The organism is Microlunatus sp. YIM B11417, from assembly GCF_059617205.1.
In genome coordinates this window covers 141,635-164,651 of record NZ_JCAMPJ010000001.1, presented here as the reverse complement: position 1 = coordinate 164,651, position 23,017 = coordinate 141,635, and the positions used below count along the sequence as shown (strand labels likewise).

Genomic DNA, 23,017 nt, shown 5'->3' with positions numbered 1-23,017 from the left:
CGACCCGGCAGGGAATCCACGACCGACGGGGTCCAAGGGGTGTCCCCTTGCAGACAACAGCGGGGCCGGAGGAACTCCGGCCCCGCTGTTGTTCGGGTGGGTTCGGGCCGAAGGCCAGAACCCACCCGACAAATCACTTGTGCGCCTTCTCGTAAGCCTCGCGGATCTCGGCCGGAACGCGGCCGCGACTGCTCACCTCATAGCCCTGATCCACGGCCCAGGCCCGGATCTCGCTGGTGCTGCCGCGGTCCGCGGTCTTCGCCGAAACGGCGCGCGCCGAAGAGCGCCGGCGACGGCCGCCGGTCCGGCGGGCCACGGTGAGCCAGGGATCCAGCGCGTTGCGCAGCGCCTTCGCATTCTTGGTCGACAGATCGATCTCGTAATCGACACCGTCGAGTCCGAAACTGACCGTCTCCTCGGCCTTGCCGCCGTCGAAGTCATCCTCGAGGATGACCTGAACGCGTTGTGCCATGAAGGTCCCTCTCCGTTCTGAAATTTTGCCGGGTGGCCAAAAAACTCACGTCATAGTAACGCCGATGCTTTGGTCGAACAAACTCCAGCTTTTCACGCCTCAACGAAATCCAGGGCGAGGTCGAGAATAGGTGCCGAGTGGGTGATTGCGCCGACCGCGACAAAGTGAACACCGGTGGCTGCGACCTCCTGCGCGACAGCCAGGGTCAAACCGCCACTTGCCTCGAATACCACGCGATCACCGAATTCCGCAACAACAGATCGCATGGTTTCCGCATCCATGTTGTCCAGCAGAATCTCGGTCGCCCCGGCCGCGACGAGTTCGGCGACCTGTTCGGGTTTCGTCACCTCGACCTGAATGGGAAGGTCTGGATAGCGATGCCGTACCGACTGAAACGCCGGCACCACGCCGCCGGCCGCGATCACGTGATTGTCCTTGATCAACGCCGCGTCGGCGAGGCACTGCCGGTGATTCACGCCACCCGCCGTCCGGACCGCATATTTCTGGAGCATGCGCAATCCCGGGATCGTCTTCCGGGTGTCGCGGACCGAGGTCCGGGTTCCGGCCAGGGCGTCCACCCAGGAACGGGCGGCCGTCGCCACCCCGGACATCACCGTGATCAGGTTCAGCGCGACCCGTTCCGCGGTGAGCACGGCCCGGGTGTTCCCGTCGACCGTCAGCACCAGATCACCCCGGCGGACCGGGCTGCCGTCGATCCCTGCCACGTCGATCGCGTACGGTCCCGTCGGCTCCAGCACCCGGGCGAACGCGGCCGCCGCGACCGCGGTGCCGGCGAGCACGCCGTCGGCCCGGACCACCAACCTGGCGGTGGCTCTGGCGTCGGCGGGAATGGTCGCCTCGGACGTGACGTCGACCCCGTACCCGGTGCCTTCCGGGAGCACTCCGCGACCGCCGAGATCCTCCGCCAGCGCCTCGTCGATGATCATGATCACCGTGTCGGGGTCCAGTCCGGCTTCCTTGATCAGCTGGGTGGCTTCGGCCAGCGAGGAAATGCTCATCGTCGCTCCTGGGTCGGTACGAACTCGTGCGCCAATCCGGCCGCGAGACCCGGGCCACCGGATTCCGCCAGCCGGGTGATCAGATGCCCTTGCCAGGCCCCGGATTCACCGTCGAAATCATCCCGCCAGTGCGCGCCGCGGGACTCTTCCCGGAGCCGGGCCGCGGCCACCACGGCGGCCGCGACGGTGATCAGGTTCGTCGCCTCCCAGGCCTCCAGTCCGCGTTCGGCGCCGTTCTTCTCGGCCAATCGCCGCAATTCCTCGGCGGCCCGGTCCAGTGAGGTCGCGGAACGCAGTCCGCCGGCATCCCGGCTCATGATCAACTGCAGTTCGGTGACCACCGACGGATCGATCAATCCGGCCGGCCGTGCGTCCGGTGCGGGCTTCCTGCGTTCCGGCAACCGGTCCCGCAACCGGGCCGCGATCCGGCGCGCGAAGACCAGGCCTTCGAGCAGCGAATTCGAGGCCAACCGATTCGCTCCGTGCACCCCGGACGAGGCCACCTCGCCGCAGGCATAGAGACCGCCGAGACTCGTCGCACCGTCGAGATCGGTTTCCACTCCGCCACAGAAATAATGACAAGCCGGCGCGACCGGGATCAGGTCCCGGGCCGGATTGATGCCCATCTGCCGACAACTGTGCAGAATGGTCGGGAAGCGGACCCGCCAGGTTTCCTCGCCGAGCATCGTCCCGTCGACGAACACGTGATCGGCGCCGGCCGCCGCCATCTCCCGCATGATCGCCTTCGCCACCACGTCCCGCGGCGCCAGTTCGGCCAGTTCGTGCTGGCCGACCATGAAGCGCTCGCCGGCCGGGTTGAGCAGGTGGCCGCCCTCGCCCCGGACCGCCTCGCTGACCAGCGGCAGCTGACCGCGGGCGCCGGCGCCGAGGAACAGCACCGTCGGATGGAACTGGATGAACTCGATGTCGCGCAGCCGGGCCCCGGCCCGCAGCGCGGCGGCGATCCCGTCGCCGGTGGAGACGCCCGGGTTGGTGGTGACCGCGTAGATCTGGCCGATGCCGCCGGTCGCCAGCACCACCGCCCGCGCGTGCACCGCGCCGACACCGGTCCGGCTGCCCTCGCCGAGCACGTGCAGCGTGACCCCGGCGACCGCCGGCGGTTCGCCGGGGCCGACCTCGGCCGGGATCAGATCCAGCACCAGCGCGTGTTCGATGACCTCGATGGACGGCTCGGTACGGACCGCGTGGACCAGGGCCCGGGCGATCTCGGCGCCCGTCGCGTCGCCGCCGGCATGCGCGATCCGGTTCCGCCGGTGCCCGCCCTCCCGGGTCAGCTGCAGTTCGCCGTCGGGGTCGCGGTCGAATTCGGCGCCGCGCGAGATCAGGGTGTCGACCGCTTCCGTACCCTCGCCGACGAGGACGCGGACCGCGTCCTCGATGCACAGCCCCGCGCCCGCGATCAGGGTGTCGTTGACGTGCTGCTCGACGGTGTCGCCCTCGTCCTGCACCGAGGCGATGCCGCCCTGCGCCCAGGGCGTCGAACCGGCGGCGAGTACGTCCTTGGTCACCACCAGGATCCTGCCCAGGCCACGGCATTCCAGAGCAGCGGTCAGGCCGGCGATGCCCGAGCCGACCACCACGACGTCGACATCACGGATCCAGCCGGGCTCCTCCGCGGCGAGCCGCAGCGGCAACTCCGGCAGCGGCGGCGCGGCGCCGGGGGTCCGGCGCGGCGGCAGTGGAGCGGCTGGAGCGGAACCCTGGCTATCCGGCACGGTGAGTATCGTCCCTCATCACCGCGGGACTGTTCCGGCCGGGTCCGTCGCCGACGGACCGACCGGCGGGTGTCACATGGCCTGCTTGTGCTCCGGCAGTTCGCGCTCCGCGCGCTCCTCGGCCTCGACCAGTTCGATCATCGCGGCGACGGCCTTGAGGTCGACGACGGTCGGGTGATCGCCGTCGCTCCACAGCTCGTCGGCCTGCGGCAGGCTGTCCCAGAGCGACTCGTGCTCGGTCTTCACCCGGCGCGGCAGACCCAGCACCTCGGCCTCGCCATCGGTTTCGGCGGCTGCCTCGCGCGGGGCCTCGATCAGTTCGCGCAGACCGGCGATGGTGTTCTCGCGAAGGGCTAGCTCGGCCTTCAGCGCAGCCTTGTCGCCGTGCAGCGAGGCGATCACCCGCTGCAGCTGGACCCGGTCGACGCGGAGCCGTTCGGCCTCGCCGGCCGCGTTCTTGGCCCGGTCGGTCAGGGTGTCGACGACGGTGCCGTTGTGCCGGCGCTCCTCGGTCAGCGCCTTGCCGTGGTTACGGGCAGCGGCGAGCATCGCGGCGGAGTGCTCCTGGCGGGCCTGGGACAGTTCGTTCCAGGCGCAGGCGCAGGCGACGACGGCGGTGATCACCAGGGCGCCGACACCGGCCCGGATCACCCAATCCGGACCGAAGGCGGCAGCCACCGCGACGGCGATGCCGAGGACCAGCACAACCTTCGACGTGGTGACCAGGGTGGATGTTGCGGCGCGGCGTCGAGCCGAAGGGCTCAGTGGGCGCGTAGGGGCATCGGCAGGGGAAGTCACACGCGAAACGATAGGACGACTGCCGCAGAGGTTGTGGGATTTTGACCCCGGTGTCTGAGAACCGGTGTCAGTGAATCAGCGGTCTCGATCCGCCGGATCGTCCTCGGTCTTGGACTCGGAATCGACGTCCGGGTCGTCGGGCACCTTGCAGGCCCGCTCGAGCAGCAGGCCGGCCGTGCCGAGGGCGAGCCCGCCGGCCACCGCGACCAAAGATCTGACGACTCGCTCGCGCGGCGAATCCCCGGCGATCTGGGCAACGAACAGCAGCGCGTACGCCAGGTACCCGCCCGCCACCAGCGCCCCGGCCAGCGCCGACGCCTTGCCCAGCACCAGGAACGACACCGCCCGCTGCGGGTCCATCCGGAGCCGCCGCCGATGGATCCGCTGGTACGTCTGCCAGGCCAGCAGACCGGTCGCCACCGCGACCACGATCACGGTGATCGGCGCGGTCCAGGGAACCTGGGGCGGGCTCGTGTTCAGCGCCCGGGCGCCGACCACGACCAGCCAGCCCGCCAACGCGCCGAACAGCGCCGCGACGGCCAGCGCCAGCGGCGGGGTCGTCTTGAGGGAGCCGTCGTCGTCCGGTCCGGCCAAGGTCAGTCGGTGATCGTCAGGTCGTCCCGGCGGACCACGCCGGACAGATCGGCCGTCTGGATCAGGTCGGCGATCCGGCCCCGACCGGGCACCTCGCCCGCCGGGTCCACCTCGAGCCACGGCGCCAGCACGAAGCCGCGCTCATGGGCCAGCGGGTGCGGCAGCCGGAGGCTGTCCTCGTCCTTGGTGGTGGTGCCGACGATGATCAGGTCGACGTCCAGGGTCCGCGGGGCCCAGCGCTCGCTGCGCTCCCGGCCGTACGCGTCCTCGATCGCCAGGGCCCGCTCCAGCAGCGTCCGCGGCTCCAGGGTCGACTCGGCGACGATCACCAGGTTGAGGAACTTGCTGGCGTCGGCCGGCCCGCCCAGCGGGACGGTCTCGTACACGGAGGAGACGTCCACCACGATCACGTCGGGCGTGTCCTTGATGGCGTCGACGGCGCCCTGCAGGATCGTCAGCCGATCGCCCAGGTTCGACCCGAGCGAGTAGACGACCTTGCGCAACGGTTTCATACCGCTGAGTGTGTCGGCGTCGATCGCGTACGGGTTGGGGCTGCTCATATCCGTCTGCTCCTCGTCACTGTGACGGCCACGTCGGCCACCTCTACCGGCATCGGCGCCCCCGGTTTGTGCACGGTCACCTGCACCGTGTCAACCCGCTGATGCTGCTTCAGGCACGTCTGTGCAATTCTCTCCGCCAACGCCTCGATGAGGTTCAGCGGGTCCCGCTCGATGTCGGCCACCACCACCGATGCCAGTGCGCCGTAATCGATCGTTCGGTCAAGATCATCACTGGCTGCGGCCGGAGAAAGATCAAGAAAACAAGTGACGTCGACGACGAATCGCTGACCCTGGCGTCGTTCGAAGTCGAACACGCCATGGTGCCCGAACCCGACAATACCCCGCAGGGCAACGCGATCCAGCCCTTCCGGCACGGCCGTACCCGCGTCGTTCGCCCCCGTCATCTGCCCTCCTTCGCCCGCCGACCCTATCCGACCGCCCCCGGGGCGGGGCAGTCGGCGTCCGCGAATCCGAAGACCGTAGCGCCATCGGGCGACGGTTCGCCTACGATGTGCCCGCGTTGCGACGTGGCAGGCTACTGGATTCGCCGAGCCGTCGGCCTCCGGACGCCTCGCGTTAACCCGTCCAGGCCAGCTGGTCGACCACCGCGATCGCGTCCCGATTGGGCCGTACGGCGTGCACCCGGACACCCCAGAGCCGATGCTGCGCGGCGACGACGGTGAGCGCCGTCGACGCGTCGTCGCACTGCCGGGCCGGCCGCAGCCGTTCGCCGTCGGCGAGCAGCCGGCTGAGGAAGCGTTTCCGGGAGACGCCGAGCAGCACCGGCAGGCCGAGCACGGCCAGCTCATCGATCCGGCGCAGCAGTTCCCAGTTGTGCTCCGCGGTCTTGGCGAACCCGAAGCCCGGGTCGATCACCAGCCGGTCCGGGGTGATCCCGGCCGCCACCGCCTGGTCCAGCTGGATCCGCAGCTCGGTGATCACCTCGGCCATCACGTCCTCGTACACCGCGCGGCTGAACATGTCCTCGGAATGGCCGCGCCAGTGCATACAGAGGTACGCGACCTCCAGCTCGGCCACGGTCGGCAGCATCGCCGGATCGGCCCGGCCGCCCGACACGTCGTTGATCATCTTCGCCCCGGCCGCGACCGCGGCCGCGGCCACCTCGGCCCGCATCGTGTCGACGCTGACCACGGCCCCGGCCCTGGTCAGCTCCGTGATCACCGGCAACACCCGGCGCAGCTCGGTCTCGACGTCCGGCCGGCTCGCGCCGGGCCGGGTCGACTCGCCGCCGACGTCGATCACGTCGGCACCCTCGGCGATCAGGTCGTGGCCGTGCCGTACCGCCTCGTCGGGGTCCAGCCACTCACCGCCGTCGGAGAACGAGTCCGGCGTCACGTTCACCACACCCATCACCAGGGTGCGGCCCGGTGCCGGCAGGCCGGTCACCGCGGGAATCTCCTTCACCCGCCGTGATCCTAGTCATGACGCACGACTCGTGGCGTCTGTCACTGGCGCTGCCGATGGGCCGCGCCGGTAAGGTCAGCGGGTATCCCCTTCCCGGCAAGGAGCCGACGCATGCGCATGCCCGAAGCCGAGGTCGACGTCACGGTCGACCTGGTCGAGAAGTTGATCATCGAACAGCATCCGGAGCTGGCCGGTCCGCTCAGCCTGGTCGCGAACGGCTGGGACAACGTGATCTTCCGGCTCGGCGACGACCTGCTGGTCCGGCTGCCCCGGCGAGGCGTCGCGGCCCGGCTGGTGATCAACGAGCAGCGCTGGCTGCCGGTGATCGCCGGTGCCCTTCCGGCTCCCGTACCGGTCCCCTTCCGGGTGGGTACGGCGAGCAACCTCTTCCCCTGGCCCTGGACGATCACCCGCTGGTTCCCCGGCACCCCGCTGACCGACCTCGCCGTCGCCGACCGGATGCCGCTGGCCGGACCGGTCGCCGAGTTCCTGGCCGCACTGCACCGGCCGGCTCCGGACGACGCGCGCAGCGGCCCGGACCGGATCTTCAACCCGGTCCGCGGAATCCCCCTGGCGGAACGGAACGAGCTGGCCGAGGAGCATCTGGCCGCCGGCTCGATCCCCGAGCCGGACCGCCTCCGGACGCTCTGGCGGCGCCTGCTGGAAGCGCCGGTGCCGGACACCGAGCCGGTCTGGGTGCACGGCGACCCGCACCCGGCCAACCTGCTCGCCGACCATGATCGACTCGCCGCCGTGATCGACTTCGGCGACCTCACCGTCGGCGATCCGGCCACCGACCTGGCCACCGGCTGGCTCAGCTTCGACGCCGCCGGACGGCGCGTCTTCCGGGACCGCTACACCGCGTTGACCGGGGCCGGTCCCGCCCTCTGGGTCCGGGCTCGCGGCTGGGGCCTGTCCCTGGGGCTGTCCCTGCTGGCCAACTCCGACGACAACCCGCAGCTCGCCGCGGTCGGCCGGCACGCCCTGGCCCAGGTGGTGACCGACGACTGATCCCCAAGGGGCCGGACGGGGACGATAATGGGGCCACGGCTGGTTGCTGGAGGCCGTGCTCGGGGGTGTGCGATGAATCTCGACGTCGAGGACCTGCGGGTGTTCACGGCACTCGCCCGGGCCGGGCACTACGGCAGGGCCGCCGAGGCGAGTTGTCTGAGCCGTTCGGGCGTGAGCCGCGCCGTCCGGCGCCTCGAACAGACAGTCGGTCAGCCGCTGGTCCGGCGCAACGCCGCCGGGATGCACGGCCTCACCGAAGCCGGTGAGCGGTTCGTCCGGCATGCCGAATCCATCCTCCGGGCCTGCGAGGACGCCGTCGAGGACGCCCGGCACGGCCCGTTCCGGACGATCCACCTGATCGACGCCGGCCCGCCCGGGTCCGGCCGCCGGACCGTCGAGCACCGCCGCGGCACCGCGGTCGTGATCACCAGGGTCACGCCGGCGCCGACCGCCCCGCGGCGCCTGTCAACCTCCGGTGCGTGATCAGCAACAGCCCTTTCCCTGGACCGGCTCCTGGAGGAGCGTTGATCAGGTCGGCCCGCCGGCTTGACGGGCGGCATCGTCGCGAGGGGAGGGAACGCGGATGGCCACCATCACCGGGACGTCGTCGGATCCGAACAAGGCCGGCGTGGTCGCGGACAACTCCGGCAACGGCGCCGCGCTGTGGGCGAGCGCGAACCCGCAGGGCCGGGCCGTGGTCGGTGTCAGCAAGACCGGGGTCGGGCTGTGGGGCCAGGTCAACCAAGGGCGCGCGGTCGTCGGCGCCGTGGACACCGACGGCACCGGCCTGTGGGGCGAGACCCAGACCGGCCGGGCCGTCGTCGGCGCCTGCGACCAGACCGGCGCCGGGATCTGGGGCGAGGTCCGGACCGGCGGCCAGGGTGTGGTCGGGAATGCCCCGACCGGAGACGGGGTGGTCGGCACCGGCCGCCGCGGCGTGGTCGGCGAGAGCGAGACCTACCAGGGCGTGTACGGCCACAGCGGGGACAACTCCGGGGTCGTCGGCGTCTCCGAACGGATGCACGCGATCTTCGCCGAGACCCACAGCGCCACCTCGGCCGGCCTCTACGCCCACAACACGGCGGGCGGCAACGCGGCCTGGCTGGACGGCGCGGTCTCGATCAGCGGCGACCTGACCGTCACCGGCGACGTCCTGCTGGCCGGGGCCGACTATGCCGAACGGATGCCGGCCGGGCCCGGCGTCGGTCCGGGACAGTGCGTGATCATCGACGCCGGCGGGGCGCTGGAACCGTGTCGAGCCCCGTACGACCCTCGGGTCGCGGGCGTCGTCTCCGGGGCCGGGGCGTACCGGCCGGCGATCGTCCTCGATCGTGACTGCGACGGCGTACCCGTTGCGTTGATGGGCAAGGTGGCGGTCTGGGCGGATGCGGACTACGGCCCGATCACGGCCGGCGATCTGCTCACCACCTCGGCCCGGCCGGGCCATGCGATGGCGGTACGGGACCGGTCGGTGGCCCTGGGCGCGGTGATCGGCAAGGCGTTGACCGCCTTGCCGAGCGGCACCGGCCTGGTCACCATGCTCGTCTGCAGCCGCTGACCGCAGTGATCTCGAGGGAGGCGGCACGATGGCGATCCGGCTCAGCCTGCGCAGCTACCTGGCTCCGCGAGGCCAGACGTCGACCGGCCTGCGGCAGGTGCTCGGGCAGCAGCGCGAGGACACCTTGAGGGCCCTGCTGGACAACGACCGGTCCACCTCGCAGGTGCCCTGGCTCGGCGGCCATCCGGTGACCGTCCTGGACGACGGCGGGGTCCAGGAGAAGGCGACCATCCTGATCCTGGCCGACGGCTATTCGCTGGCCGGACAGCAGGCCTTCGCCGCGGACGTGAACACCATGATCAACGGCCTGTTCGCGATCGACTTCTACCAACAGAACAAGGCGAACTTCCGGGTCGTCCGGCTCGGGCTGGTGTCGGCGGACGATGCGATCAGCGAGCCGAACGCGGTCAAGGACACCGCCCTCAACCTGGTCTACAACAACAACTGGGCCCAGGGCTGGTTCGACGCCTTCACCGAGGACAACTACGCGCGCATCCGCAAGGCCGTCCGGACCTGGAACCTGGACGCCGACATCACCGTCGTGCTGACCCACCGGACCGGTGGCAACGGCCTGTGGCGGAACCGGATGATGGCGATCACCAGCGGCGTCGCCCCGGCCGTGATGGCCCACGAACTCGGACACTGCTTCGGCCTGCTGGACGAGTACCGCCGGTCGGGCTACAACCAGACCTACTCCGGCACCGAACCCCCGGCGCCGAACCTGACCATCGAGACCGACCGGACCAAGATCAAATGGCGGGACCTGATCAAGTCCACCACCCCGATCCCGACCAACCCGCTCCCGGCCGGCTGGAACGCGGCCACGGATGTCGGACTGATCGAAGGCGGCTGGGGGCGCTACACGAAGGGCATCTACCGGCCGGCGAGCCAATGCCGGATGGACAACAACACGCCGCCGTTCTGCCCGGTCTGCGCCGGGGTGGTGATCGCCGCGCTGAAGTCCGCGATCGCCAACCAGGGCAGGCCTCCCGGTGGTGGCGAACCGGGAGCCGCCGACGCCCCGGCGTTCCTGCGGCTGACCGTGCGCCGCGGCGCGGACGGCACCCTGGCCCTCGTCGATGTCACACCGTCCGGCCACGCTGATCCTGTTCCACCGCCGGCCACCGGATCCCTCGCCCACGTGGTGCTGGACGGGGACCGGCCGGTCGCCGCGGCCCCCGTGATCGACATCCCCGCGCACGGTTTCGGCGATGATCAGCCCGAGCCGCACGGGTTCGTCGAGGCCGCCGGCGTCGACGAGTTCGAGGTCCGGGTCCCGGCGGCGGCGCTGGCCGGGGTCCGGTTGGACGGCCTCAGGCTGGGCCGGGCCGCGCTGGCCGAGCCGGCCGGACGCGGGACGTGGGTCGACGCCGTCCGAGGCCGAGCCGCGCACCTCGAGGCTGCCCGGGCCCTGGATCCGTCCGCTCTCTCCCGGCACGCGGCCGCCTGGTTGACCCGCTGAAGGAGTGGCGAACCTCGGCGCCACCGCACTATCGTGCTGAGGGAGGCCCCGAGGAGTCATCCCCCGCCCCCGAGTCCGGACCACGGACTCGCCGAGTGAGGGAGTGATCTCGATGAACCACCACGCCTCGACCCCGGCCTGGCAGCGCCTCAGCCTGACCGACGTCGCCCGGACGCTGGACCTCGATGCGGAGGTCGTGGACCGGCTGACCCCGGTCGCCGGCCCCGACGGCCCGCGGCTGCACGTACCGGATCCGGAGACGGCCGACCGGCTGCTGGCCAGGATGGACACGGAGCCCGAGGACCGCGCGACGACGCTCGCCGCCCGCCCCGATCCGGACGACGATCCCGAGTTCTGCTGGTTGCTGGACCGGTCGGCCCGGCTGCTGATCAGTCAGCTCGGCCGGCGGCGGCCCGGCAACCCGGGCTGGGCGGCGTTGTCCGGCGGCCCGGTCGCCCGTCATCTGTACGTCTGGGTGTTCCTGACGGTGACGCCGTACGTCCGCGATCTTCACGCGGCCGACGGGCTCAGCGACGCGGAGTCCTGGGCCTCGTTCGGCGCACTCGGGGCGGCGCTGGCGGGCGATCGCCGGGTCAACGGCCGGCCCGGGCTGGACGCGACCTGGGGTCTGCCGATGACGTTCTCCGGCACCGGGTTCCGGCTCGGCCGGCTGGCGTACGAACGGCAGCTCCGGCACACCGAGCCCGGTCATCCGATCCTGCGTCCCGGCGAGAGCGCCCTGAACACGCACATCCCCGGCGACTCCGGCCGTCTGACGCCGTCCGCCTGCGACGCGTCGTTCGACCGGGCGCTGGAGCTGGCCAGCGGCTTCCCCGAACAGGTCGCCGGGTTCGGCTGTCACTCCTGGCTGATGGACGGGCAGCTCGCCGGCTACCTGCCGGCCGAGTCCAACATCGTCCGCTTCCAGCGCCGGTTCACCGCCTTCAACGATCGGGTCCGGGCGGACTGGGCCCCGATCCTGCACCTCTTCCACCGGCGGTTCGACGGACCCGAGGTCCCGCCGGCCCTGCTGACCGAACTGCCCCAACGCACCTCGCTGGAACGCGCCGTCGTCGGCCACCTGCGCGACGGCGGCCACTGGTACAACCAGACCGGCTGGTTCCGCCGGCTGCCCTGACCGGGCCCGCACCAACCGCTCCTTCGCCGACCGGTCAGTTCTGCAGCGACACGCCGCCAGAACGCCTGCTCTTCTGACCGGTCGGCGGATTTCAGAGGGGGAGGGGGACGGGGCGGGGAAGGTCGGCCACGGGGGTGGTGGGCCAGGCGGGGTCGGCGGTGAGGACCTCGAAGCCCGCTGCGGTGCGGAGCACGGTGTCCTCGACCTTGCAGCCGGGGGCGGTCGGGTTCCAGGCGAAGGCCTGGTCGGCGACGATCCGATCCGCGGCGCCGACGGTCGCGCGCGGGTCCCGGCCGTTGTAGCCGGCGATGCCGCCCTGGTGGTGCCGCTGCCACTCGTCGGACTGGAAGCCGTTCGCGGCATAGCCGGCGCAGCCGGCCCGGAAGGCCTCGCCGAGCGTGCTGCCGGGTACGGTCGCGGCCAGGAAGCCCGCCTCCACGGCGAGGATCCGCTCGTCCGCGTCCTGCTCCCCCGGCTCGGCGGGCCCGAACCGGACCCAGCGGGTCAGGTTGATCACCAGGCCGTGCCGGCGGGCACCCAGCACCGCCATGAAGCGGCGGCCGACCGGGTCGGGGGTCGGCAGCGGATGCCGGTACGGCAGCCGGTCGACTCCCCCGATCAGCACCACCAGCGGCTCCGCGCCGACCTCGACCAGGGCGCCGGTGAGGGCGGCGGCGACCGCGCGCTCGGTGTCGGCCGGCGTCCGGGCGCTGAGCACCTCGGTCATCACCCGGGCCGCGTCCCGGCCCAGGTCCCGATACCGCGCGACCTCCCCCGGCAGCAACGGCGCCCTGGCCGCCCGCACCTGGTCGGCGACCTGATCCTCGTGCAGCGTGTCCGGCTCCAGGTCGATCCCGGCCGGCAGCTCGGACCAGGCGAGCTCACGGAGCCCGACACCGGCCGGCAACTCCTCGTCGCGCAACCGGGCCGCCTCGTTGCCGGTCAGGATCACCTCGTCGCCGTCGGCCGAGACCAGCACGGCGACGATCGGCGGAGCCGCGAGGTTGACGTGCACCCGCGCCCCGTCGAGATACCAGGCCAGGGCCGGCTGCGAGGTCAACAGCAGCCGGCCCGCTCCCTGGTCCGCGATGATCTTCAGCAGCCGGTCCCGTTTGATCGCATGTTCGTCGACGGTCCGTTCAGTCATGCTCGAGCCTCACTTCAGTTCGCGTCACTTCAACCCGGTGGTGGCGATTCCCTTGATCAGGAACCGTTGTCCGAAGAGGAACGCCAGGAAGATCGGCAGCAGCGAGATCACCGACATCGCGAACATCGCGCCCCAGTTGCTGCCGCCGGTCGAGTCGATGAACGAGCGCAGCGCGATCGGCACCGTGAACATGTCCGGGGCGGTCAGGTAGATGAGGGCCGTGAAGAAGTCGTTCCAGGTCCAGATGAACGTGAAGATCGCGGTGGTGGCCAGGGCCGGCACCATCAGCGGCAGGATGATGTAGCCGAAGATCTTGATGTGGCCACAGCCGTCCAGCCGGGCCGCCTCGTCCAGCTGGGTCGGGATGCCGCGGATGAACTGGACCATGAGGAACACGAAGAACGCGTCGGTGGCCAGGAACTTCGGCACCAGCAGCGGCCAGAACGTGTTCACCCAGTCCATCTGCGAGAACATGATGTACTGCGGCACGACGGTGACGTGGAACGGCAGCATGATCGTCAGCAGCATCATGGCGAACCAGAGCCGGCGCAGCTTGAACCGGAGCCGGGCGAAGGCGTACGCGGCGAGCGAGCAGGACACCAGGTTGCCCAGGATGGAGCCGAGCACGACGATCGCCGAGTTCGCCAGATACTGCCCGAAGGGGTACGCCAGCGCGTTCCACCCCAGCTGGTAGTTCTCCACGTTCAGGCTGGTCAGCCACAGGCCCGGCTGCCGGAAGATCAACTCGTTCGGCCGCAGCGAGCTGACCGCCATCCAGAGCAACGGGTAGATCATCAGGACGCCGGCGGCGATCATGAGCACGTGCTTCAGCACCGACCTGATCACCGATCCGGCGGGCCGGGCCCGGTGCCGGTAGTGGTGCACCGGCGTCGGTGCGGCCTTCGTACGGTCGGCCTCGATCAGTTCAGTCATCGTAGAACACCCAATACTTGGCGGCCAGGAAGTTGATCGCGGTGAAGCCCGCGATGATCACGACCAGCAGCCAGGCCATCGCCGAGGCGTAGCCCATGTCCAACTGGCCGAATCCCTTCTGATACAGGTAAAGCGTGTAGAACATCGTCGAGTCGGACGGACCACCGGAACCGCCGGAGACGATGAACGCCTGCGTGAAGGACTGGAACGCGCCGATGATCTGCAGCACCAGGTTGAAGAAGATGATCGGCGACAGCAACGGCAGCGTGATGCTGAGAAACCGGGTCCACCGGCTGGCGCCGTCCACCTCGGCCGCCTCGTAGTACATCCGCGGGATCTGCCGCAGCCCGGCCAGGAAGATGATCATCGGCGAGCCGAACGTCCAGATGTGCAGCAGGATGATCGTGCCGAGCGCCGTGTCCGGGTTGGAGATCCAGCCCGGCGGCGACTGGACGCCGAGGAACTGCAGCAGCTGGTTGACCAGGCCGGTGGTGCCGAAGATCTGTCGCCACAGGATCGCCACCGCGACCGAGGAGCCGAGCAGCGAAGGCAGGTAGAAGATCGAACGATAGAAGGCCAACCCGCGCATCCCGCGATCCAGCAGGATCGCGATCCCCAGCGCCAGCGCCAACTGCAGCGGCACCGAGACGATCACGTACACGAAGGTGACCCGGAGCGAGTTGAGCAGCCGCGCGTCGTTCGCCATCGCGACGAAGTTCTCCAGGCCGACCCACTTCGGCGGCTGGATCAGGTTGTAGTCCGTGAAGGACAGCACCAGCGACGCGATCATCGGGCCGATCGTGATCCCGAACAGCCCGATCAACCAGGGCGCCAGGAACAGATAGGCGACCTTGTTGTCCGGTGTCTCCTCCTTGCCGCCCTTCTTCCCCTGGCTCAGCGCGCTGAGCTCGCCGACAACGCTCATCGCGTCACCCCCTCCGCCGTGATCATGAGAGCTACTTCTGGATATTGGCGTTGATCTCGTCGATCATCTTCGCCGCGGCGTCGGCCGGCTTGGACTGACCGAACAGCACCTCCTGGCCGTACCGCTTGACCACGTCGGGCAGGTTCCCGGCCCCGATCGGCGGTGCCAGCGGGGCGTCGCCGAGCTCCGGCTTGATCGCGTCCAGGAAGGCGATCACCTTCTTGTCCGACGCGTTCAGCGAGGACTCGATGGCCGCCCGGACCTCGGTGTTCGGCGGCACGCCGCGCTCGGTCAACCCGATCTTGCCCGACTCGGTCGAGTTGACCAGGAAGTTGACGAAGGCGACGGCAGCGTCCGGATCGGCGGTCTTCGCCGAGATCGACCAGAACTGCGAGGCCTTGTACCAGAGCTTGGCCTCGCCGGCCTGGCCTGCCTCGCTCGGGTACCTGAGCAGCGCGATGTTCTCGCCGGAGGCGTTGTCGTAGGCGCTGACCTGGTTGGACCAGGCGAAGCCGAAGCCGAGCCGGCCGGTCGCGAACGCGCCCTGATCCAGCGACTGGCCGTCCTCCTCCGCCACCACACTGGCCGGCTGGCCGGCCTTGGCGTTCATCACCTCCAGGTTGTACGTGTACCAGTCGGTGGCGTCGGCGACGTCGAAGGCGAGCCCGGTGGCCGTGAACAGCGCCTTGCCGCGCTGCCGGAGGAACGCACTGAAGGCGGCGTCGTTGGAGATCATCGACCCCATCCCGTAGGTGCCGTCGGGGCTGCCCTTCGTGACCGCGGCCGAGATCTTGATCAGGTCGTCCCAGGTCCAACTCTTGTCGTCCGGCGGCTCGACGCCCGCCGCGGCGAAGACCTTCGGGTGGACCATCGCGACCGGCGCGTTGACCCCGGCGTTGATCGCCATCAGGCCGGTGTCGGTCTGGCCCGGCTCGACCGTACCCGGCGCGAACTTGGACACGTCGACCTTGCCGTTGAGGTCCAGCAGCGCGCCGCGGCCGCCGTACTCCCGCACGTACTTCTCGTCCATCTGGATGATGTCGGGCGCGTCATTGCCGGCGACCTGGGTGGCGAGCTTGTCCCAGTAGGCGTTCCAGTCGCCGAACTCCGGACTGACGGTGACGTCCGGTTTGACGGCCTTGAACGCCTCGATGATCTTGAGCGTGTTGGCCTGCCGGGTCTCGTTGCCCCACCAGGTGGCGCGGAGCTTGCCGGTGGCGCCGCCACCGCCGGTGCTCTGGCTGCGGCCGCAGCCGGTGGCGGCGACCAGCCCGGCGGAGAGGCCGAGGCCGAGCAGCGCTCGGCGGCCGAGGGTTGTGGGCGCGGTGGCCCTTCCAGGAATCATCGTCGACTCGTCCTTCCCGAGAGATTGCGGGACTGAGCGGGGCTCAGTAACCGCTTTCTAACAGTCGCGCGGCGATCCTGTCAATGCCGCTCGGTAGCGACGATTCCACGGATTTCCGTTACTCCACGGCCCAGCGGCCGATCAGGCAGGATGCAGCGCGGACCGGTTCCTCCTGCGATCTTCACTCACGATCCGCGAGCCCGAGAAAACGATTCCGTAACGTCCGCCTCGCAACGCCCCTGAGCCTGTCGGCTGTTGATCAAGAAAGCTTGGCGGCGCGGGCGGTGCTGCTCCGGGCGACCAACCGTGGCCGGAACATCGCGCTGCGTTCGGGCTTGCGCCCGTTCAGCATCGCCCACAGGCTCTCCCAGGCCAGCTCGCCCAGCTCCATCTGCGGCACCGAGGCCGTGGTCAGGGCGGGACTGGTGAACTGGGCGAACGGGATGTCGTCGAAGCCCGCGACGGAGAGCCGGTCCGGCACCTCGACGCCCAGCTCGTGCAGCGCACCGAGCAGCCCGAGCGCCACCACGTCGTTGAACGCGATCACCGCGGTCGCCCCCGAGTCGAGCACTTCGCCGGCCGCGGCGTGCCCGTCGGCGAACATCGCGCCACAGGGGATCGACACCAGTTCGATGCTCGCGCCGAAGCTCTCGAAGCCGCGCAGCCGGGCCGCGTTGGACGCACTGATCGGCGGGCCGGCCAGGTAGGCGATCCGGCGGTGCCCGAGGCCCATCAGATGCCGGACCAGGTCACGGATCCCGGAGGCCCAGTCGATGCCGAGCAGCGGCGAGGAGTCGTCGGTCGGCTCCCGGTTGAGCAGCACCACCGGAGCCAGCTCGGGCAACAGCCGGCGCAGCTCCTCCTCCGGCATCCGCGGCGCACAGAGCACCAGCGCGTCGCAGCGGCGCCGGGACTCGACGGCCAGGATCGGCTCCTCCTCGACCTGCTCGGCCGTGTCGGCGACCAGCACCCGGTAGCCCTCCTTGGCGGCCGCGAGGCTGAGCCCGCGCATCGCGCCGTGGAAGGCCGGGTTGGTCAGGTCCGGAACGATGTAGCCGATCGTGTGGGTCCGGCCGAGGGCGAGGCTGCGAGCGGCGGCGCTCGGGGTGTAGTTCAGTTGCTCGGCGGCCTTGAGAACCCGTTCGGCGATCTCGCGATCGACCGTCGGCAAACCGTTCATGACTCGGGAAACGGTTGCTCGGGAAACCCCAGCTTTTATTGCCACGTCGGCAATGGTGACCCTGGTCTTGTCCCTCGAACGCGCCATGATCTCCCTGCTCCCTGTCCCGCCGTCTCTCGATTTACCTTGTCGCCCCGCCACCTCTTCCCGGTCACGGGCAGCATATCCGGTTGCCGCCCAGGGCGGGACGGTTTGGCTTGCGATTGCCGAGGAAGGCCGAATAGAGTGAAGAAATCGGTTACTCAGGTGGCACTCACACCGCGTCGCAGCCAGCGAGGGAGACAGCGATCATGACCAGGAAGAAGTACGCACTCGTCGGCACCGGATCCCGGGCCCGGATGTATCTCAAGGCCCTCAGCGGCAGTCACGCCGACGTCGGCGAGGTCGTCGCACTGTGTGACACCAATCCGGTCCGGCTGGCGTACCACGTGGAGCAACTGCGGGCCGACCAGCCGGGGGCGCCCGACGTGCCCACGTACGCGGCCTCGGACTTCGCCACCATGCTCGACGAGCAGCAGCCGGACTGCGTCATCGTCACCTCGATGGACGTCACCCACTCCGACTACATCTGCGCGGCGCTCGACCGCGGCCTCGACGTGATCACCGAGAAGCCGATGACGACCACGGCTGAGCGGATCGCCAAGATCGTCGAGTCGGTGGACAAGTCCTCCGGCACGCTGACCGTGACGTTCAACTACCGCTACTCGCCGCGGAACTCGATCATCCGCCAGCTGATCGCGGCCGGCGAGATCGGCACCGTGACGGCGGTCCACTTCGAGTGGCTGCTCAACACGGCCCACGGCGCCGACTACTTCCGCCGCTGGCACCGGGAGAAGAAGAACTCCGGCGGCCTGCTGGTGCACAAGTCGACCCACCACTTCGACCTGGCCAACTGGTGGCTCGGCGAGGTGCCCGAGTCCGTGTACGCACGCGGCGGCCTGCGCTACTACGGCGCGGAGAACGCGGCCGCCCGCGGCCTCGGTGCGCGGCCGGCACTGAGCCGGGACACCGATCCCGCGACCGACCCGTTCCACATCGATCTGGCCGCGAACGAGACCAACCGGCGGCTCTACCTGGAGGCCGAGCAGGCCGACGGCTACCACCGGGACCAGGACGTGTTCGCGCCGGGCATCACGATCGAGGACAACCTGAGCCTGCTGGTGGGCTACTCCGGTGGCGCTCACCTGACGTACAACCTGACCGCGCACGCGCCCTGGGAGGGCTACCGGGTCGGCTTCACCGGCACCGCCGGCCGGCTGGAGCTCGAGGTCGTCGAGTCCTCCTGGGTCCGGCCGGCCACGACGACGATCGACCCGTCCGCGAACGACGACGGCGAGCAGGCCGACGTCCGGCCGAAGGGCGCCCGGATCCTGCTGCAGAAGCACTGGGAGCAGGCCCAGGAGATCGAGATCCCGACCGGCACCGGCGGCCACGGCGGCGGCGACGTGAAGCTGCTGGACGACCTGTTCCGGGAGCCGGCCGCGGACCCGCTGGGCCACAGGGCCGGCTACCTGGACGGCATCCGCAGCGTCCTGGTCGGCGTCTCGGGCAACAAGAGCCTGGAGACCGGGCTGCCGGTGCGGCTGGCCGACTTCGGCCTGCCGTTGGAGGCCTGACGATGAAGGTCGTGGTCACGGGCGGCGCCGGCAGGCTCGGCCGCAGCGTCGTCGCCGGGCTGGCCGAGCGCGGGCACGAGGTGGTCTCGGTCGACCTCCGCGCCGCCGAGGGTACGGTCCCGGACGGGGTCGTCGAGCGGCAGGTCGACCTGACCGACCCGGACGGCTGCGCGGAGCTCTTCGCGGAGGTACGACCGGAGGGCCTGGTCCACCTGGCCGGGATCGCGGTGCCGTTCGCGGCGCCGGAGCGGCACATCTTCACCACCAACGCGACGATCGCCTTCACCACGCTGCAGGCGGCCGTCGAACACGGCACCCGCCGGATCCTGGTGGCGTCCAGCCCGACCCCGCTCGGCTACGGTTCGCCGCACGGCTGGCTGCCCCGCTACCTGCCGATCGACGAAGATCATCCGCTGCTGCCCTGGAACGCGTACGCGCTGTCCAAGCAGACCATCGAGCACACGGTCGCGATGTTCAGCGCGCAGACCGGCGGCAAGGTCCGGCTCGGCGTCTTCCGGCCCTGTTTCGTGATCTCTCCCGAGGAGTGGCGCGGCGCGCCGACCCAGCAGGGCCACACGGTACGGGAGCGGCTGGACGACCCGGCCCTCGCCGCGGTGTCGCTGTTCAACTACATCGACGCCCGGGACGCCGCCGGCTTCATCGACACCTGGCTGGCCGCCGCCGGGGAACTGCCGGGCGGCGAGGTCTTCTACGTCGGAGCCGCGGACGCGATGGCCCGCAAGCCGCTGGCCGAGTTGATGCCGCTGTACCATCCCGGCACGGACCGGCTCGCCGCCGGCCTGACCGGCACCGAGCCCGCGTTCTCGATCGCCAAGGCCGAACGCCTGCTCGGCTGGCGGCCCGAGCGCAGCTGGCGTACCGAACTGGTCGACCATGATCAACCGCAGGCCTGAGGAGCAACCGTGACGTTGAGTTTCGATGGGGTCCTGTTCTTCCCGGTCACTCCGTTCGACGAGCGGTCCACGATCGTCGAGGGTTTGATCACCGAGCAGATCCAGTCCCGGCTGGAGCACCGGCCGGGCGGCATCTTCGCCGCCTGCGGCACCGGGGAGTTCCACAGCCTCTCGGTCGCCGAGGTGGGCACCGTGGTCGGCGCCACGGTGGCGGCGACGAACGGCGCCGTGCCGGTGATCAGCGGCGCCGGCGGGCCGCTCGGGCACGCGATCGACTGTGCCAAGGCCGCCGCCGGCGCCGGTGCCGACGGGCTGCTGCTGTTGCCGCCCTACCTGGTCTCGGCTCCGGTCGACGGCTTGATCAACTACGTCGAGGCGGTGGCCGCCGCGACCGAGTTGCCGATCATCGTCTACCACCGCGCGAACGCGAAGTTCACCGCGAGGGCGATGGCGCGGCTGGCGGCGAACCCGCAGGTGGTCGGGTTCAAGGACGGCATCGGTGATCTTGCCGAGGCGCAGCGGATCGTGCTCGCGGTCGAGGCCGCCGGGCGGACCGACTTCCAGTTCTTCAACGGCCTGCTCACCGCGGAGCTGTCGCAGGCGGCCTACCGCGCGATCGGCGTGCCGCTCTACTCGTCGGCGGCCTTCGCGATGGCGCCGGAGCTCGCCACCGCCTTCTACCGGGCGCTGGCCGAGGGCGACGAGCCACGCCGGCTGGAGCTGCTGGCCGGGTTCTACGAGCCGCTGGTGGCGCTGCGGGACAAGGTGCCCGGCTACGCCGTGTCGTTGATCAAGGCGGGAGTGGTCGCCGACGGACTGCCGGTCGGCGGGGTCCGGCCGCCGCTGATCGATCCGCCGGCCGAGGACCTGGCCGCGCTGAAGGAGATCCTGGCCCGCGGTCGCGCCCTCCTCGGCTGATGACGGGCCGCTCATGATCATGGAGGGTAGGGTCGCCGGACTGCGCACCCGGCTGCTCACCGCGCCACTGCCCCGCCCGTGGGGTCCCGATGTCGGTGAGGTGCACGTGATCGTGGTCGAACTGACCACGGACGACGGCCGGACCGGGACCGGGTTCAGCTGGACGCCGACGATCGGCGCGGCCGCCGTGCAGGCGCTGCTCGATCACGACATCGCCGCGTTCATGATCGGCAAGCCGGCCCATCCGGCGGCCGTCTGGGACGACCTGTGGAAGCACCTGCACGAGGCGGGCGGCGGCGGGATCACCACGATCGCGATGGCCGGCGTCGATCTTGCCCTCTGGGACCTGCAGGCGCGAACGCTGGGCCGGTCGGTGCCGTCGCTGCTCGGCGTCCGGCACCGCGAACTGACCGGGTACGGCAGCGGGGTGAACCTGCACTACTCGACCGAGGAGCTGCTGGACCAGGTGCGCCGCTGGCTGGCGACCGGCTACCGGGCGATCAAGATCAAGATCGGCAGCCCGGACCTCGACCGCGACCTGGACCGGGTCGCGGCGGTCCGCGAACTGACCGGGCGCACGGTGAAGCTGATGCTGGATGCCAACCAGCGTTGGGATCTGGCGGCCGCGCTGCGTGGTGTGACGGCGTTGGCGCGGTTCGACCCGTACTGGATCGAGGAGCCGGTCCGGGCCGACGACACGACCTCGCACGTGGAGCTGCGGCGCCGCACATCGATTCCGATCGCGGCCGGGGAGAACGTCCACCACCGGTACCGCTTCGCCGAGTTGATCATGGCCGGCGGGATCGACGTGGTGCAGCCGAACGTGATCCGGGTCGGCGGGATCACCCCGTTCCTGCGGATCGCCGAGCTGACCGTCAGCCACGGACTGCAGCTGGCCCCACACCTGCTGGCGGACCTGTCGGCCCAGCTGTCGGTGACACTGCCGGGGCCGGTCTGGGTCGAGGAGGTCGAGGACACCTCCTTCGAGCGGCTGGGCCTGGTGACCGGCCCGACGCCCGTCGTCCGGGACGGTCCGCTGGTCCGGGTGAACGACCGGATCGGCCTCGGGCTGGACTTCGCCTGATCACGACTGCCGTTCCCGGCCCGGCTTGTCTATGCTGACTGCAAATGAATCAGCCTTCGGGACCACCGGGCTGGCCTGCGGCGGGCCGGCCCGCCTGGGGTCCGCCCGCGGAACCTGCCGCGGGTGCCGGCGGTCCCGGAGCCAGGTATCCCCCGTCACTGCCGCCGCCACCGCCCGAGCCGCCACGCCGCGGCGGGCTGATCGCGGCGCTGGTGATCGCGATCTTCGTCCTGCTGATCGGGACGGTCGTCGTGGCGACCGGGGTGGTCTCGGCCATCCGCGACGTCGCCGGTGATCTTGGCGACGTGCCGACCGCCTCGCCGCGGCCGCGCCCGACGGTGACCGAGTCACCGACCACGCCGCCGCCGGAGCGCCCGACGCCGGAGCAGCCGCAGACCAGCCGGCCCGAGCCGACCCCGACCCCGTCCGAGCCGACCTCGACGCCGAAGGACCCGGACACCGGGTTGATCAAGAACTCCCTGTACGACCTCGAGCTCGACCGCGGCGACGGCGACTGCGAGATCGACGTCCGCCGGCCGAAGCCGCCGCTCAAGGACTCGCGGCTGAAGCCGTACCTGGAGGACGTCGTCGACTGCATGGTCGAGCTCTATCGGAAGCCGCTGGACAAGATCGGCTTCGACCTCACCACGCCCAAGATCAAGACCTATGACGGCACCGTGAAGTCGCCCTGCGGGCGGCTCGACCAGGACGGCTCGCCGGCCTACTACTGCTCCGCCGACCAGACGATCTACTGGCCGGAGACCAGCGACGACGACCGGGAGGCCTACACCTTCGCCCGGCTCGGCTACGTCGGCCTGCTGGCGCACGAGTTCGGGCACCACCTGCAGGCCGAGGCCGGGATGTTCCGGGACTACTCCTACGCCTGGGCCGAGGCGAGCGACGCCAAGCAGCTGGAGCTGAGCCGCCGGCTGGAGCTGCAGGCGCAGTGCTTCGAGGGCGTCTTCCTCTCCTACGCCTCGGACTCGATCGACTTCAGCGCCGACGACCTCTACGAGATCCGGGAGTGGCATTCCTACACCGGCGACGAGGACCCGCCGGAGACCAGGATCGCCGACCACGGCACCAGCCGGGCCCAGGTCCGCTGGCTCGAACGCGGCTACGACAGCACGGACTTCGGCCGCTGCAACACCTGGAAGGCCAGCGCCAAGTCGGTCAAGTAGG

At 70.4% G+C, this 23,017-nt stretch carries 23 protein-coding genes; 10 read left to right on the top strand and 13 right to left on the bottom strand.

Going from position 1 to position 23,017, the window contains the following annotated elements; all coding sequences use genetic code 11:
• Nucleotides 1-133: 133 nt before the first annotated feature.
• The 8 genes from AC6CCG_RS00800 to folP all read right to left on the bottom strand — a co-directional run bounded on the left by AC6CCG_RS00800 (nt 134) and on the right by folP (nt 6,550).
• Nucleotides 134-472, bottom strand: coding sequence for a histone-like nucleoid-structuring protein Lsr2 (locus tag AC6CCG_RS00800; protein WP_496652532.1), 339 nt, complete (start codon nt 470-472; stop codon nt 134-136).
• Between the two features lie 92 nt (nt 473-564).
• Nucleotides 565-1,491, bottom strand: coding sequence for a carboxylating nicotinate-nucleotide diphosphorylase (nadC, locus tag AC6CCG_RS00795; protein ID WP_496652531.1), 927 nt, complete (start codon nt 1,489-1,491; stop codon nt 565-567).
• Nucleotides 1,488-3,227, bottom strand: a complete 1,740-nt coding sequence (locus AC6CCG_RS00790; RefSeq protein WP_496652530.1) for an L-aspartate oxidase — start codon at nt 3,225-3,227, stop codon at nt 1,488-1,490. Before AC6CCG_RS00790 ends, nadC begins: the two co-directional genes overlap by 4 nt.
• Before the next feature lie 72 nt (nt 3,228-3,299).
• The gene (locus AC6CCG_RS00785; protein ID WP_496652529.1) at nt 3,300-3,932 is read right to left on the bottom strand and encodes a hypothetical protein; all 633 of its coding nucleotides are present in this window, start codon (nt 3,930-3,932) and stop codon (nt 3,300-3,302) included.
• A 168-nt stretch (nt 3,933-4,100) separates the two neighbouring features.
• Nucleotides 4,101-4,619, bottom strand: coding sequence for a DUF3180 domain-containing protein (locus AC6CCG_RS00780; protein ID WP_496652528.1), 519 nt, complete (start codon nt 4,617-4,619; stop codon nt 4,101-4,103).
• Nucleotides 4,620-4,621: 2 nt separating this feature from the next.
• Nucleotides 4,622-5,179: a 2-amino-4-hydroxy-6-hydroxymethyldihydropteridine diphosphokinase gene (folK, locus tag AC6CCG_RS00775; protein WP_496652527.1), complete on the bottom strand. Its 558-nt coding sequence runs from the start codon at nt 5,177-5,179 to the stop codon at nt 4,622-4,624.
• Nucleotides 5,176-5,583 (bottom strand): dihydroneopterin aldolase, encoded by a 408-nt coding sequence (folB, locus tag AC6CCG_RS00770; protein WP_496652526.1) that lies wholly within the window; start codon nt 5,581-5,583, stop codon nt 5,176-5,178. The genes folK and folB overlap by 4 nt, the downstream gene beginning before the upstream one ends.
• Before the next feature lie 172 nt (nt 5,584-5,755).
• Nucleotides 5,756-6,550 (bottom strand): dihydropteroate synthase, encoded by a 795-nt coding sequence (folP, locus tag AC6CCG_RS00765; protein ID WP_496654371.1) that lies wholly within the window; start codon nt 6,548-6,550, stop codon nt 5,756-5,758.
• A 165-nt stretch (nt 6,551-6,715) separates the two neighbouring features.
• Between folP and AC6CCG_RS00760 the strand changes: the two genes are divergently transcribed.
• The 5 genes from AC6CCG_RS00760 to AC6CCG_RS00740 all read left to right on the top strand — a co-directional run bounded on the left by AC6CCG_RS00760 (nt 6,716) and on the right by AC6CCG_RS00740 (nt 11,773).
• Nucleotides 6,716-7,615 (top strand): aminoglycoside phosphotransferase family protein, encoded by a 900-nt coding sequence (locus AC6CCG_RS00760; RefSeq protein WP_496652525.1) that lies wholly within the window; start codon nt 6,716-6,718, stop codon nt 7,613-7,615.
• A 72-nt stretch (nt 7,616-7,687) separates the two neighbouring features.
• On the top strand, nt 7,688-8,098 hold the full coding sequence (locus AC6CCG_RS00755) for a LysR family transcriptional regulator (RefSeq protein WP_496652524.1): 411 nt from the start codon (nt 7,688-7,690) through the stop codon (nt 8,096-8,098).
• Nucleotides 8,099-8,198: 100 nt separating this feature from the next.
• Nucleotides 8,199-9,173: a hypothetical protein gene (locus AC6CCG_RS00750; protein ID WP_496652523.1), complete on the top strand. Its 975-nt coding sequence runs from the start codon at nt 8,199-8,201 to the stop codon at nt 9,171-9,173.
• Nucleotides 9,174-9,201: 28 nt separating this feature from the next.
• Nucleotides 9,202-10,635, top strand: a complete 1,434-nt coding sequence (locus tag AC6CCG_RS00745; protein WP_496652522.1) for a M64 family metallopeptidase — start codon at nt 9,202-9,204, stop codon at nt 10,633-10,635.
• A gap of 112 nt (nt 10,636-10,747) precedes the next feature.
• Nucleotides 10,748-11,773 (top strand): acyltransferase domain-containing protein, encoded by a 1,026-nt coding sequence (locus tag AC6CCG_RS00740; protein WP_496652521.1) that lies wholly within the window; start codon nt 10,748-10,750, stop codon nt 11,771-11,773.
• Between the two features lie 91 nt (nt 11,774-11,864).
• On the opposite strand, the gene AC6CCG_RS00735 is transcribed toward AC6CCG_RS00740, so the two are convergent.
• The 5 genes from AC6CCG_RS00735 to AC6CCG_RS00715 form a co-directional block, all read right to left on the bottom strand.
• The gene (locus AC6CCG_RS00735; RefSeq protein ID WP_496652520.1) at nt 11,865-12,920 is read right to left on the bottom strand and encodes a M24 family metallopeptidase; all 1,056 of its coding nucleotides are present in this window, start codon (nt 12,918-12,920) and stop codon (nt 11,865-11,867) included.
• Nucleotides 12,921-12,944: 24 nt separating this feature from the next.
• Complete coding sequence (locus tag AC6CCG_RS00730; protein ID WP_496652519.1) at nt 12,945-13,853, bottom strand: carbohydrate ABC transporter permease; 909 nt, start codon at nt 13,851-13,853, stop codon at nt 12,945-12,947.
• A complete protein-coding gene (locus AC6CCG_RS00725) occupies nt 13,846-14,778 on the bottom strand; it encodes a carbohydrate ABC transporter permease (protein ID WP_496652518.1) in 933 nt (310 codons plus the stop codon). The genes AC6CCG_RS00730 and AC6CCG_RS00725 overlap by 8 nt, the downstream gene beginning before the upstream one ends.
• Before the next feature lie 31 nt (nt 14,779-14,809).
• Nucleotides 14,810-16,123, bottom strand: a complete 1,314-nt coding sequence (locus AC6CCG_RS00720) for an ABC transporter substrate-binding protein (protein ID WP_496652517.1) — start codon at nt 16,121-16,123, stop codon at nt 14,810-14,812.
• Between the two features lie 259 nt (nt 16,124-16,382).
• On the bottom strand, nt 16,383-17,390 hold the full coding sequence (locus AC6CCG_RS00715; protein ID WP_496652516.1) for a LacI family DNA-binding transcriptional regulator: 1,008 nt from the start codon (nt 17,388-17,390) through the stop codon (nt 16,383-16,385).
• Between the two features lie 203 nt (nt 17,391-17,593).
• On the opposite strand from AC6CCG_RS00715, the gene AC6CCG_RS00710 reads away from it, so the two are divergent.
• Genes AC6CCG_RS00710 through AC6CCG_RS00690 form a run of 5 tightly spaced genes read left to right on the top strand, consistent with a single transcriptional unit; the run spans nt 17,594 to nt 23,016 of the window.
• A complete protein-coding gene (locus tag AC6CCG_RS00710) occupies nt 17,594-18,919 on the top strand; it encodes a Gfo/Idh/MocA family protein (protein WP_496652515.1) in 1,326 nt (441 codons plus the stop codon).
• 2 nt (nt 18,920-18,921) lie between these two features.
• Nucleotides 18,922-19,833 carry an NAD-dependent epimerase/dehydratase family protein gene (locus tag AC6CCG_RS00705; RefSeq protein WP_496652514.1) on the top strand — a complete coding sequence of 304 codons (912 nt, stop codon included), beginning with the start codon at nt 18,922-18,924 and terminating at the stop codon, nt 19,831-19,833.
• A 9-nt stretch (nt 19,834-19,842) separates the two neighbouring features.
• Nucleotides 19,843-20,751, top strand: a complete 909-nt coding sequence (locus AC6CCG_RS00700; RefSeq protein ID WP_496652513.1) for a 5-dehydro-4-deoxyglucarate dehydratase — start codon at nt 19,843-19,845, stop codon at nt 20,749-20,751.
• Between the two features lie 13 nt (nt 20,752-20,764).
• A complete protein-coding gene (locus tag AC6CCG_RS00695) occupies nt 20,765-21,835 on the top strand; it encodes a mandelate racemase/muconate lactonizing enzyme family protein (RefSeq protein ID WP_496652512.1) in 1,071 nt (356 codons plus the stop codon).
• 44 nt (nt 21,836-21,879) lie between these two features.
• Nucleotides 21,880-23,016, top strand: a complete 1,137-nt coding sequence (locus AC6CCG_RS00690; RefSeq protein ID WP_496652511.1) for a neutral zinc metallopeptidase — start codon at nt 21,880-21,882, stop codon at nt 23,014-23,016.
• The last annotated feature ends 1 nt before the right edge of the window (nt 23,017 follow it).

Excerpts from the sequence above, each read along its gene's own strand:
- AC6CCG_RS00800 (WP_496652532.1), bottom strand. The coding sequence starts at position 472 with ATGGCACAACGCGTTCAGGTCATCCTCGAGGATGACTTCGACGGCGGC.
- nadC (WP_496652531.1), bottom strand. The coding sequence starts at position 1,491 with ATGAGCATTTCCTCGCTGGCCGAAGCCACCCAGCTGATCAAGGAAGCC.
- folK (WP_496652527.1), bottom strand. The coding sequence starts at position 5,179 with ATGAGCAGCCCCAACCCGTACGCGATCGACGCCGACACACTCAGCGGT.
- folB (WP_496652526.1), bottom strand. The coding sequence starts at position 5,583 with ATGACGGGGGCGAACGACGCGGGTACGGCCGTGCCGGAAGGGCTGGAT.
- folP (WP_496654371.1), bottom strand. The coding sequence starts at position 6,550 with ATGGGTGTGGTGAACGTGACGCCGGACTCGTTCTCCGACGGCGGTGAG.
- AC6CCG_RS00760 (WP_496652525.1), top strand. The coding sequence starts at position 6,716 with ATGCGCATGCCCGAAGCCGAGGTCGACGTCACGGTCGACCTGGTCGAG.
- AC6CCG_RS00755 (WP_496652524.1), top strand. The coding sequence starts at position 7,688 with ATGAATCTCGACGTCGAGGACCTGCGGGTGTTCACGGCACTCGCCCGG.
- AC6CCG_RS00750 (WP_496652523.1), top strand. The coding sequence starts at position 8,199 with ATGGCCACCATCACCGGGACGTCGTCGGATCCGAACAAGGCCGGCGTG.
- AC6CCG_RS00745 (WP_496652522.1), top strand. The coding sequence starts at position 9,202 with ATGGCGATCCGGCTCAGCCTGCGCAGCTACCTGGCTCCGCGAGGCCAG.
- AC6CCG_RS00740 (WP_496652521.1), top strand. The coding sequence starts at position 10,748 with ATGAACCACCACGCCTCGACCCCGGCCTGGCAGCGCCTCAGCCTGACC.
- AC6CCG_RS00735 (WP_496652520.1), bottom strand. The coding sequence starts at position 12,920 with ATGACTGAACGGACCGTCGACGAACATGCGATCAAACGGGACCGGCTG.
- AC6CCG_RS00730 (WP_496652519.1), bottom strand. The coding sequence starts at position 13,853 with ATGACTGAACTGATCGAGGCCGACCGTACGAAGGCCGCACCGACGCCG.
- AC6CCG_RS00725 (WP_496652518.1), bottom strand. The coding sequence starts at position 14,778 with ATGAGCGTTGTCGGCGAGCTCAGCGCGCTGAGCCAGGGGAAGAAGGGC.
- AC6CCG_RS00720 (WP_496652517.1), bottom strand. The coding sequence starts at position 16,123 with ATGATTCCTGGAAGGGCCACCGCGCCCACAACCCTCGGCCGCCGAGCG.
- AC6CCG_RS00715 (WP_496652516.1), bottom strand. The coding sequence starts at position 17,390 with ATGGCGCGTTCGAGGGACAAGACCAGGGTCACCATTGCCGACGTGGCA.
- AC6CCG_RS00710 (WP_496652515.1), top strand. The coding sequence starts at position 17,594 with ATGACCAGGAAGAAGTACGCACTCGTCGGCACCGGATCCCGGGCCCGG.
- AC6CCG_RS00705 (WP_496652514.1), top strand. The coding sequence starts at position 18,922 with ATGAAGGTCGTGGTCACGGGCGGCGCCGGCAGGCTCGGCCGCAGCGTC.
- AC6CCG_RS00695 (WP_496652512.1), top strand. The coding sequence starts at position 20,765 with ATGATCATGGAGGGTAGGGTCGCCGGACTGCGCACCCGGCTGCTCACC.
- AC6CCG_RS00690 (WP_496652511.1), top strand. The coding sequence starts at position 21,880 with ATGAATCAGCCTTCGGGACCACCGGGCTGGCCTGCGGCGGGCCGGCCC.